The organism is Enterobacter sp. PI-10, from assembly GCF_027947695.1.
GTDB lineage: Bacteria > Pseudomonadota > Gammaproteobacteria > Enterobacterales > Enterobacteriaceae > Enterobacter > Enterobacter vonholyi.
Window position 1 is genome coordinate 13163 of record NZ_JAJNOG010000009.1, and the last position, 11664, is coordinate 24826.

Here is an 11664-nt window from a genome sequence, read left to right on the forward strand (position 1 = left end):
AGCGGATTACATTATTTTGCGTAGCGTTACGCATAACCGGTTTAGGGCACAAATGGCCTGTTGAAAGCGCTTGCATTGCCTGCAGGCTCTTTTACCATTAGGCATTATCAAAGCGTTAAGCAATTCAGGATATCGTTATGGCATTTACACCATTTTCTCCTCGCCAGCCCGCCGCCTCTGCGCGTCTGCCGCTGACGCTTATTTCTCTTGATGACTGGGCGCTGGCGACGCTCACCGGTGCCGACGCCGAAAAATATCTGCAGGGCCAGGTGACCGCCGACGTCAGTCAGATGACCGAACACCAGCACCTGCTGGCCGCGCATTGCGACCCAAAAGGCAAAATGTGGAGCAACCTGCGTCTCTTCCGACGTCAGGATGGCTTTGCCTTTATTGAGCGCCGCAGCCTGCGTGACGCCCAGCTCAAAGAGTTGAAAAAGTACGCGGTCTTTTCCAAAGTCACTATCGCCCCGGACGACGAACATGTCCTGCTGGGTGTGGCCGGCTTCCAGGCACGTGCGGCGCTGAAAAATCTCTTCAGCGAACTGCCGGATGCCGAAAAGCAGCTCGTCAGCGAAGGCGCCACCTCCATCCTGTGGTTTGAACACCCGGCAGAGCGTTTTCTGTTAGTTACGGATGCCGAAACCGCCGAGCGCATCACCGAGGCGCTGCGCGGCGAAGCGCAGCTTAACAACAGTCAGCAGTGGCTGGCGCTGAACATCGAAGCGGGTCTGCCGGTAATTGACGCAGCAAACAGCGCACAGTTTATTCCTCAGGCAACCAACCTGCAGGCACTGGGCGGCATCAGCTTTAAAAAAGGCTGCTACACCGGCCAGGAGATGGTCGCACGTGCGAAATTCCGCGGGGCAAACAAACGCGCGCTATGGACACTCGCGGGCCATGCCAGCCGCGTACCTGAAGCAGGGGAAGATTTAGAGCTGAAGATGGGTGAAAACTGGCGCCGTACCGGCACCGTATTAGCCGCCGTACAGCTGGATGATGGACGTCTTCTGGTGCAGGCCGTTATGAACAACGACATGGAAGCTGACAGCGTGTTCCGCGTGCGCGACGATGTGAACACACTGAGCATCGAGCCTCTGCCCTATTCACTGGAAGAGTGATGCTGTATCGCCCGGTGGCACTGCGCTTACCGGGCCTACTTATCCCGTACGTCGGGTAAGGCGAAGCCGCCACCCGACAAAAAACTACGCCTGCCCCACATACAAATAAATCGCTAAAAAGTGGCACACGCTGCCGCCCAGCACAAAGCCGTGCCAGATGGCATGGTTGTAAGGAATGCGCTTGCAGACGTAGAAAATCACGCCGAGCGAGTATACCACGCCGCCTAAGGCCAGAAGCGTCACGCCCCCTATCGACAGTTTGATTGCCAGTTGATACACCACAATTAGCGACAGCCAGCCCATGGTCAGATAGGTTACCAGCGACAGCACCTTAAAGCGGTGCGCGATGGTCAGCTTAAACAGGATCCCCAGCAGTGCCAGGCTCCAGATAACAATCATCAGGCCACGCGACAGCGGCGAGTTGAGCCCCACCAGCAAAAATGGCGTGTAGGTGCCTGCAATAAGAAGATAGATAGCGCAGTGGTCAAATTTCTTGAGCCACATCTTGGCCCGCTGATGCGGGATCGCGTGATACAGCGTCGACGCCAGAAACAGCAGGATCATACTCCCGCCATACAGGCTGTAGCTGGTAATGGCCATCGCGCTGGCATTAGCGTCCACCGCCTGCACCAGCAATAAGACTAAACCGACAATCCCAAACACCAGGCCAATGCCGTGGCTGATGCTGTTGGCTACTTCCTCAGCCAGCGAATATCCCTGTGCGATTAATGGTCTGCTCACCATACAAAACTCCGGGAAAACAAAAGATGATTATTCATCGCATCACTATGCTAACTGAGAATGATTCCAGTGAACACATGTTAGCTAAAATAAAGTTAAACATAACGTTTCTAAATTACAATCAGACAGTTACAGTTTAATTTCAGCGAACGTGCGTTTCGATTTAAATTATAGACGTTTAAAATCAATCACATAAAACTGGTTCTGCCTGGGGTAGATCTCTGCGATCACGCTTTTCAGCGTATCCAGGTTCATATTCTCCTGTTCAGCATGTTTTTGCGTCAATGTGTCGAACGTAACGATTGACGTCCTTGTTACTTCGATGGTGCAAAAATAACCATCATCCTCATAACGCCCCACCCGCAGGATATCGCCGGTTTTGAAATGGGATTCACTTTGATCCCGGATAGTGATGGTTTTACGCCCGGCCAGAATGTCGTCCTGAAAGCGCTGAAAAAAAGTGATGTCGTTTGGCTGCATGTTATTATTCCCTGAAGAAAAGTCTGATGAGTGAGTGTAGCCATTGTGAGCATGTTCTCCCATTCCGCCATTGCCAGTCTCAATAACCTGGAGATGATGGTCTACAACTATGTCATAAAAAATCGTGACAAAGTGATGTACATGACCATTCGCGAGCTGGCGGATGCTGCAGACGTCTCGACGACCACAATCCTGCGCTTTTGCCGCAAGCTTAACTGCGAAGGGTATTCTGAATTCCGCGTGCGCTTTAAGCTGTACCTTGAGCAGAACGAGCCCCAGCAGGCGAACTTCGGCGCCAGCGAAATAATCAGCTTTTTTAAAAGCGTGAATAATGAAGAGTTCGACGCGTTATTGGATAAGGCGGTCGATATTATTTTATCTTCCGAGCGAATTATATTTGTCGGTGCCGGGACATCAGGTTCGCTGGCAAAATATGGCGCACGTTTCTTTTCTAATATTGGGAAATTCAGTAACCATATTGATGACCCTTATTTCCCGGTCACGAATGACATGGCAAAAAATGCGCTTGCGATTGTGCTCTCCGTCTCGGGCGAGACCGAGGAGATCCTGCGCTTCGCCAGCCAGTTCAGCCTGCATCACTGTAAGGTGCTCTCCATTACCAGCCACGAGCACTCGCGCCTGGCAAAACTGGCGGACTTTAATCTCTCCTGGCACGTTCCTCAGACTCGAATTGCAGGCGTCTACGATATAACCACGCAAATTCCCGTCATCTATATTCTGGAATCTCTCGGCCGTAAGCTGTCGAAGAAACTTACAGAATAAAACACCCTGTTTTTTTGATGTGACAAATCACATTTACCGTAAATTGTTATATCGTGACATTTAATTTCGCTTTGCTAGACTCGATGCCAATAAGTCATTTATTGAGAATAGCAGCGATGAAAAAATTGACCTTACCAAAAGATTTTTTATGGGGTGGCGCGGTTGCCGCTCATCAGGTTGAAGGCGGCTGGAACAAAGGCGGCAAAGGGCCAAGCATTTGCGACGTATTGACCGGCGGCGCACACGGCGTACCGCGCGAAATCACGCAGGAGGTGGTGCCGGGGAAATACTACCCCAACCATGAAGCTATCGATTTCCACGGCCACTACAAAGAAGACATCAAGCTGTTTGCCGAGATGGGCTTCAAGTGTTTCCGTACCTCCATCGCCTGGACGCGCATCTTCCCGAAAGGTGATGAAACGCAGCCAAACGAAGAGGGGCTGAAGTTTTACGACGACATGTTCGATGAGCTGCTGAAGTACAATATCGAACCGGTGATCACCCTCTCCCACTTCGAAATGCCGCTGCACCTGGTGCAGGAATACGGTAGCTGGACCAACCGTAAAGTGGTCGATTTCTTTGTGCGCTTCGCGGAAGTGGTTTTTGAGCGCTACAAAAACAAGGTCAAATACTGGATGACCTTCAACGAAATCAATAACCAGCGCAACTGGCGCGCACCGCTGTTCGGCTACTGCTGCTCCGGTGTGGTCTATACCGAACACGAAAATCCCGAAGAGACTATGTATCAGGTGCTTCACCACCAGTTTGTGGCCAGCGCCCTGGCGGTGAAAGCCGCGCGCCGCATCAATCCGGAGATGAAAGTCGGCTGCATGCTGGCCATGGTGGCGCTCTATCCATTCTCCTGCAAGCCGGAAGACGTGATGTTCGCCCAGGAATCGATGCGCGAGCGCTACGTCTTTACCGACGTCCAGCTGCGGGGTTACTACCCGTCTTACGTCCTGAACGAGTGGGAGCGCCGCGGGTTCTCCATCAAGATGGAGCAAGGTGACGAGCAGATCCTGCGTGAAGGTACCTGCGACTACCTGGGCTTCAGCTACTACATGACCAACGCGGTGAAAGCGGAAGGCGGCACCGGGGACGCGATTTCCGGTTTCGAAGGCAGCGTGCCGAACCCGTACGTTAAGGCTTCCGACTGGGGCTGGCAGATTGACCCGGTAGGGTTACGCTATTCCCTGTGCGAACTGTACGAGCGTTACCAGAAACCGCTGTTTATCGTTGAAAACGGCTTCGGCGCCTACGACAAGGTTGAAGAAGACGGCAGCATCAACGATGACTATCGTATCGACTATCTGCGTGCCCACGTGGAGGAGATGATCAAAGCCGTTACCCACGATGGCGTGGATCTGATGGGCTATACGCCATGGGGCTGTATCGACTGCGTGTCGTTCACCACCGGCCAGTACAGCAAACGCTACGGTTTTATCTATGTGAATAAACACGACGACGGTACGGGCGACATGTCGCGTTCACGCAAGAAAAGCTTCGAGTGGTATAAGGGCGTGATTGCCAGCAACGGCGAGAAACTTTAACGCCGGGCGCCGTTACGCTTGTTCCCCTCTCCCCTTGGGGGAGAGGGTTAGGGTGAGGGGTTTACTTCCCACCCGCCAGCTCAATAAAGCTCCCCGTTACGTACGACGCCTTCTCGCTCAGCAGCCAGACAATCGCCTGGGCTACCTCTTCCGGCTGGCCGCCGCGCTGCATCGGCAGCAACGATTTCACGCGATCCACTCGCCCCGGCTCTCCGCCGGAAGCATGGATATCGGTATAGATCAGACCCGGACGGACGCAGTTGACGCGAATGCCCTGCGCCGCTACCTCCAGCGATAAACCCGTTGTCAGCGAATCCACCGCCCCCTTGGACGCGGCATAATCCACATATTCACCCGGCGCGCCCAGACGCGACGCTGCAGAAGAGACATTCACTATCGCCCCACCCTTGCCGCCATGCCTGAAGGACATTCGTTTTACCGCTTCCCGGCAGCAGAGGAAGTAGCCCGTGACGTTGGTCGCCAGGACGCGGTTAATGCGCTCAGCGGAGAGATTTTCGATGGTGGATTGCTCAAACAGAATTCCCGCATTATTGACCAGCGCGGTAAGCGGCTCGCCTTCACGATCGATGCTGTCAAACATCGCCAGCACCTGAGTTTCATCACTGATATCTGCGCGGACGGCAAAGGCTTTACCGCCAGCTTCAACGATCTGGTTTATCACGTCCGTCGCGGCTTTAATGTTGTGATGATAGTTCACCGCCACGGTGTAGCCTTCGCGTGCCAGCTGGAGTGCGGTGGCTTTCCCAATGCCCCGACTGGCGCCGGTCACAAGTGCAATGCCCATTTTCTTCTCCCAATAAAAAAGCCGGGTGGCGGCTTCGCCTTACCCGGCCTGGATTACTGCACCTGCGCGATTACTGGTATTCGCTCATCGGTACGCAGGAGCAGAACAGGTTACGGTCGCCGTAGACGTCATCGAGACGCTTCACGGTCGGCCAGTATTTGTTCGCCACACCTGCCGGGAAGACCGCCAGCTCGCGGGAATAACCGTGGTTCCACTCCGCCACCATCTCGTGCTGGGTGTGCGGAGCGTTGACCAGCGGGTTATCTTCCAGCGTCCACTCACCGTCCTGCACGCGGTCGATCTCCATGCGGATGGCCAGCATCGCGTCGATAAAGCGGTCCAGCTCTGCTTTGCTTTCAGACTCCGTTGGCTCAACCATCAGCGTACCCGCAACCGGGAACGACATGGTTGGCGCGTGGAAGCCATAGTCGATCAGACGCTTGGCGATATCCAGCTCGCTAATGCCGGTCTGCTCTTTCAGCGGACGAATATCGAGGATGCACTCGTGCGCCACGCGGCCGTCGCGGCCGGTATAGAGCACGGGGAAGGCGGACTTCAGGCGAGTCGCAATATAGTTAGCGTTCAGAATTGCCACCTGGCTCGCCTGCTTCAGCCCTTCCGCGCCCATCATGCGAATGTACATCCAGCTGATTGGCAGGATAGAGGCGCTACCGAACGGTGCCGCAGAAACCGCGCCCTGACGGGTCAGCATGCCTTCAATCTGCACCACGCTGTGGCCCGGCACAAACGGCGCCAGGTGCGCTTTCACGCCGATAGGACCCATGCCCGGGCCGCCACCGCCGTGCGGGATGCAGAAGGTTTTGTGCAGGTTCAGGTGCGACACGTCCGCGCCGATAAAGCCCGGAGAGGTAATGCCCACCTGAGCGTTCATGTTTGCGCCGTCGAGATAAACCTGACCGCCGAACTGGTGCACCACTTCGCACACTTCACGGATAGTCTCTTCGTACACGCCGTGGGTGGACGGATAGGTCACCATGATGCAGGAGAGCTTGTCGCCCGCCTGCTCGGCTTTCGCGCGCAGGTCGACCAGATCGATGTTGCCGTTCTTATCGCACGCCACCACAACCACTTCCATACCCGCCATCTGGGCAGAGGCCGGGTTGGTACCGTGGGCGGAGCTTGGGATCAGGCAGATATCGCGGTGGCCTTCGTTGCGGCTTTCGTGATAATGACGGATTGCCAGCAGGCCCGCATATTCACCCTGCGCGCCGGAGTTCGGCTGCATGCAGATCGCGTCATAACCGGTCAGCTTCACCAGCCAGTCGGAAAGCTGGTTGATCATCATATGATAACCTTCTGCCTGCTCCGGCGGGCAGAACGGGTGCAGCTCGGAGAATTCGGGCCAGGTGATCGGGATCATCTCTGCCGCGGCGTTGAGCTTCATGGTGCATGATCCCAGCGGGATCATCGCCTGGTTCAGCGCCAGATCCTTACGCTCCAGAGAGTGCATGTAACGCATCATCTCGGTCTCGCTGTGGTAGCGATTAAAGACCGGGTGCGTCAGGATGGCGTCGTTACGCAGCATGCTGTCCTGAATGGAGCGGCTGTCGAGCGCGACCTCTTTGTCGAGCGCGTCAATGTCCAGACCGTGCGCGTCACCCAGCAGCACGCTGAACAGGTTCAGGATATCGTCGCGGGTGGTGCTTTCATCGAGCGTAATGCCGACGGCGTTGTGGATGTCGCTGCGCAGGTTGATCTCTGCCGCGTTCGCGCGGGCCAGCACGGCCGCTTTGTCCGCCACGTCCACGCACAGGGTGTCGAAGTAGTGGGTATGGCGCAGCTTAAGACCTTTTTGCTGCAGGCCGCAGGCCAGGATATCGGCCAGGCGGTGAATGCGGCTGGCAATGCGTTTCAGGCCTGCCGGGCCGTGGAACACGGCGTACAGGCTGGCGATGTTAGCCAGCAGCACCTGTGAGGTACAGATATTGGAGTTCGCTTTTTCGCGGCGGATGTGCTGCTCGCGGGTCTGCATCGCCATGCGCAGCGCGGTATTACCGGCAGCGTCTTTGGAGACGCCGATAATACGGCCAGGCATGGAGCGTTTGAATTCATCTTTCGCGCCGAAGAACGCCGCGTGCGGGCCGCCGTAGCCCATCGGTACGCCGAAGCGTTGCGCAGAGCCGAAGACGATATCCGCGCCCTGTTTGCCCGGTGCCGTCAGCAGCACCAGCGCCATAAAATCGGCGGCAACGCTAACAACCACCTTGCGGGATTTCAGCTCGGCAATCAGCGCGCCGTAGTCGTGAACTTCGCCGGTGGTGCCCACCTGCTGCAGCAGAACGCCGAAAACGTCCTGGTGATCCAGCACTTTGTCAGCGTCGTCGACGATCACGTCAAAGCCGAAGGTTTCCGCACGGGTGCGCACCACGTCCAGCGTCTGCGGATGCACGTCCGCCGCGACGAAGAAGCGGTTGGCATTTTTCAGCTTGCTCACGCGCTTAGCCATTGCCATCGCTTCGGCGGCGGCGGTCGCTTCGTCCAGCAGAGAAGCAGAGGCGATATCCATGCCGGTCAGGTCCAGCGTCACCTGCTGGAAGTTCAGCAGCGCTTCCAGGCGGCCCTGGGAGACTTCTGGCTGATAGGGGGTGTAAGCGGTGTACCAGCCCGGGTTTTCCAGCATGTTGCGCAGGATAACCGGCGGTAACTGCACGTTGGTATAGCCCATGCCAATGTAAGACTTATAGCGCTTGTTCAGGCCTGCGATGGCCTTCAGCTCCGCCAGCGCGGCGAATTCCGTGGTGGCATCCCCCACCTGAGGCGGCGTGGCAAGCTGGATGTCTTTTGGCACAATCTGGCCGATCAGTGCGTTTAATGAATCCGCGCCAACCGTCTTCAGCATCTCCTGCTGTTGCTGAGCATCCGGCCCAATGTGACGTTCGATGAAGGCGCCACGGTTTTCAAGCTGGCTTAAAGTCTGTGTCATGAGCGATGGTTCCTGAAACGTGCAGTGAATGTGTTTTCTCCCTCTCCCTGAGGGAGAGGGCTGGGGTGAGGGTGTCGTCTGTTCCCCTCACCCTACCCTCTCCCCAAAGGGGAGAGGGATAATGGCTTACTCGTCTTCTAACAGTGCTTCGTACGCGGTCGCATCCAGCAGTGCGGCAACCTGGGATTCGTCGCTGGCTTTGATCTTGAAGATCCAGCCGCCTTCATAAGGCTCGCTGTTGACCAGCTCTGGCGAATCGCTCAGCGCGTCGTTGACGGCAACAATCTCACCGCTTACCGGCGCGTAGATATCGGATGCCGCTTTTACGGACTCCGCCACGGCGCAGTCGTCGCCCGCGCTAACGGTCGTGCCCACGTCAGGCAGGTCAACAAACACCATGTCGCCCAGCAGCTCTTGCGCGTGCTCGGTGATCCCTACGGTGTAAGTGCCGTCCGCCTCTTTGCGCAGCCACTCGTGTTCTTTGCTGTATTTCAGTTCTGCTGGCACATTGCTCATTGAAGTTCTCCTGATAAAAATGATTAGGCGACCGGCTTACCGGCGCGAACAAAAATCGGTTTGGTCACGTTGACCGGCATTTCGCGGTTGCGGATTTGCACCACCGCCGTTTCGCCAATGCCCGCCGGCACGCGTGCCAGTGCAATACTGTAGCCCAGCGTCGGGGAGAAGGTACCGCTGGTGATCACGCCTTCGCGAGGATTGCCGTCAGCATCGGTAAAGCGCACCGGCAGTTCACCGCGCAGCACGCCCTTCTCGGTCATCACCAGACCCACCAGCTGTTCAGTGCCCTTCTCGCGCTGCATCTCCAGCGCTTCACGGCCAATAAACTCACGGTCAGCCGGTTCCCACGCGATGGTCCAGCCCATGTTGGCAGCCAGCGGAGAGACGCCTTCATCCATCTCCTGACCGTAGAGGTTCATCCCTGCTTCCAGACGCAGCGTATCGCGCGCGCCCAGACCCGCAGGCTTCACGCCCGCTTCCACCAGCGCACGCCAGAAATCGGCGGCCTTCTCGTTCGGCATCGCAATTTCGTAGCCCGCTTCACCGGTGTAGCCGGTGGTGGCGATAAACAGATCGCCCGCCTGCACGCCGAAGAACGGCTTCATGCCTTCGGTTGCTTTGCGCTGCTCGTCGTTAAACAGAGAGGCGGCTTTCGCCTGCGCGTTTGGTCCCTGCACGGCGATCAGCGACAGATCGTCACGGACGGTGATGTCGATGGCATAAGGTTCGGCGTGTTGGGTGATCCAGGAGAGGTCTTTTTCGCGGGTGGCGGAGTTTACAACGAGGCGGAAGAAATCTTCAGTGAAGTAATAAACGATAAGGTCATCAATCACGCCGCCCGAGGCATTCAGCATGCCGGTATAGAGCGCTTTGCCCGGCGTCTTCAGTTTGGCGACGTCGTTTGCCAGCAGATAACGCAAAAACTCCCGGGTGCGGCTACCGCGCAGATCGACAATCGTCATATGGGACACGTCGAACATACCAGCATCGGTGCGCACCGCGTGGTGCTCATCAATCTGAGAGCCGTAGTGCAGCGGCATCATCCAGCCATGGAAGTCCACCATGCGGGCGCCGCATAACACGTGTTGTTCGTACAAAGGAGTCTGTTGAGCCATCTTGTCCTCGTTGAAAAATTCACCGTGAAACCCGGTATCGGCCCCGCGTTCGGGCACCGACGCAAACGTTCTCTTTTACCTGAACTTACCACCGAAACCGGCGGTTAACCATAAGGCAAAATGGGTCATCACATTAGCTTATGACCAAAAAACGCTAAAAAGCCTACAGAGTTATTCACTGGAAAAATGCGATTAACCCCGCACAAAATTAACAATGCTCTAACAGGATTTAGCACATGGTGATATTTCGTGCGGAAAATCGGGCCGAATTTCCGTAACGAGAAAAATGCGACATTAGATTATCTAATGCGAAAAATGACGTGAAATTAGAATATTTCAAACGAGGGAATTTCCCCGGCGCAGAGGCCGGGAAAAGAAAGTGTGACAGGGGTCTAAATTAACGCAGCCAGTCCGGCAGGTCGTTAAGACCCATCGCCTGACGGAGGAGTTGGGGCTTAACGCCCGGAAGGGTGTCAGCAAGCTTGAGGCCAATATCGCGCAGCAGTTTTTTCGCCGGATTCGCTCCGGCAAACAGCTCGCGGAAGCCCTGCATGCCCGCCAGCATCATCGCCGCGCTGTGCTTGCGGCTGCGCTCGTAGCGGCGCAGGTACAGATGCTGACCAATATCTTTCCCTTCGCGATGCAGGCGACGCAGCTCCTCAACCAGCTCCGCCGCGTCCATAAAGCCGAGGTTAACGCCCTGTCCTGCCAGGGGATGAATGGTATGCGCCGCATCCCCCACCAGCGCCAGACGGTGCGCCGCAAACTGACGCGCGTAGCGGCCGGTTAACGGGAATACCTGACGTTCGCTTTCAAGCGTGCACAGGCCAAGGCGGTTATCAAAGGCCACGCACAGCGCCTGGCTAAAGGCCTCCGGCGTCGCCTCATGCATCTGCTGGGCTTTTTCCGGCACCAGGGACCAGACAATCGAGCACAGGTGCGGGTCGCTAAGCGGCAGGAACGCCAGAATGCCGTCGTTGTGGAAAATCTGGCGCGCCACGCCGCCGTGCGGCTCTTCGGTACGGATCGTCGCGACCAGCGCGTGATGACGATAGTCCCAGAAGGTCAGCGGGATGTCGGCTTTATTCCGCAGCCAGGAGTTGGCACCGTCAGCACCGACCACCAGACGCGCGGTCAGCATGTCGCCGCTCTGCAGGGTGATAAACGCCTCGTTTTCGCCCCATGCCACCTGCTGGATCTGCGCAGGCGCAATCAGCGTCACGTCGCTGCACTGCTGTGCTTTCTGCCACAGCGCGTGGTGGATCACCGCGTTTTCAACGATGTGCCCCAGATGGCTATAGCCCATGCTTTCATCATCAAAAGCAATATGACCAAAGCTGTCTTTATCCCACACTTCCATGCCGTGATAGCAGCTGGCGCGGTGCGCCACAATATCTGCCCAGACGCCAAGGTGCGTCAGCAGCTTTTCGCTGGCCGCATTGATCGCCGAGACGCGGAGTTCCGGCGGCGCATCCGGTGCAACGGGCTGGGGCTGCTTTTGCTCCAGCACCGCCACGCGCAGGCCGCTGCCCTGCAATCCACAGGCCAATGCCAGTCCAACCATTCCGCCGCCAACGATGGCGACATCAACATTTTGCACGATGATAAC

Annotated in this window: 10 protein-coding genes; 3 read left to right on the top strand and 7 right to left on the bottom strand. The window is 56.5% G+C overall.

The annotated features are described in order from the left end of the window. The first annotated feature begins 137 nt into the window (after positions 1-137). Positions 138-1118 (top strand): tRNA-modifying protein YgfZ, encoded by a 981-nt coding sequence (ygfZ, locus tag LRM19_RS17370; protein ID WP_271369528.1) that lies wholly within the window; start codon positions 138-140, stop codon positions 1116-1118. Positions 1119-1202: 84 nt separating this feature from the next. Here the strand turns inward: ygfZ and trhA are convergent, their stop codons facing one another. Further along, positions 1203-1862, bottom strand: a complete 660-nt coding sequence (trhA, locus tag LRM19_RS17375; protein ID WP_115876231.1) for a PAQR family membrane homeostasis protein TrhA — start codon at positions 1860-1862, stop codon at positions 1203-1205. A 165-nt stretch (positions 1863-2027) separates the two neighbouring features. Next, entirely contained in the window at positions 2028-2339 is a 312-nt protein-coding gene (yqfB, locus tag LRM19_RS17380; RefSeq protein ID WP_115876232.1) for a N(4)-acetylcytidine aminohydrolase, read from the bottom strand. A gap of 51 nt (positions 2340-2390) precedes the next feature. Between yqfB and LRM19_RS17385 the strand changes: the two genes are divergently transcribed. Together LRM19_RS17385 and bglA are read left to right on the top strand one after the other, a co-directional pair. After that, complete coding sequence (locus LRM19_RS17385; RefSeq protein WP_271369579.1) at positions 2391-3122, top strand: MurR/RpiR family transcriptional regulator; 732 nt, start codon at positions 2391-2393, stop codon at positions 3120-3122. A gap of 116 nt (positions 3123-3238) precedes the next feature. Beyond that, positions 3239-4672 carry a 6-phospho-beta-glucosidase BglA gene (bglA, locus tag LRM19_RS17390; RefSeq protein ID WP_271369529.1) on the top strand — a complete coding sequence of 478 codons (1434 nt, stop codon included), beginning with the start codon at positions 3239-3241 and terminating at the stop codon, positions 4670-4672. Positions 4673-4733: 61 nt separating this feature from the next. Here bglA and LRM19_RS17395 read toward each other — a convergent pair whose 3' ends face one another. The 5 genes from LRM19_RS17395 to ubiI all read right to left on the bottom strand — a co-directional run bounded on the left by LRM19_RS17395 (position 4734) and on the right by ubiI (position 11655). Next, positions 4734-5477, bottom strand: coding sequence for an SDR family oxidoreductase (locus LRM19_RS17395; protein WP_271369530.1), 744 nt, complete (start codon positions 5475-5477; stop codon positions 4734-4736). A gap of 70 nt (positions 5478-5547) precedes the next feature. After that, entirely contained in the window at positions 5548-8421 is a 2874-nt protein-coding gene (gene gcvP / locus LRM19_RS17400) for an aminomethyl-transferring glycine dehydrogenase (protein ID WP_271369531.1), read from the bottom strand. Between the two features lie 126 nt (positions 8422-8547). Beyond that, positions 8548-8937, bottom strand: coding sequence for a glycine cleavage system protein GcvH (gene gcvH, locus LRM19_RS17405; protein WP_008499718.1), 390 nt, complete (start codon positions 8935-8937; stop codon positions 8548-8550). Between the two features lie 23 nt (positions 8938-8960). After that, the gene (gcvT, locus tag LRM19_RS17410; protein ID WP_115876383.1) at positions 8961-10055 is read right to left on the bottom strand and encodes a glycine cleavage system aminomethyltransferase GcvT; all 1095 of its coding nucleotides are present in this window, start codon (positions 10053-10055) and stop codon (positions 8961-8963) included. 397 nt (positions 10056-10452) lie between these two features. After that, a complete protein-coding gene (ubiI, locus tag LRM19_RS17415; RefSeq protein ID WP_136195101.1) occupies positions 10453-11655 on the bottom strand; it encodes an FAD-dependent 2-octaprenylphenol hydroxylase in 1203 nt (400 codons plus the stop codon). Positions 11656-11664: the final 9 nt, after the last annotated feature.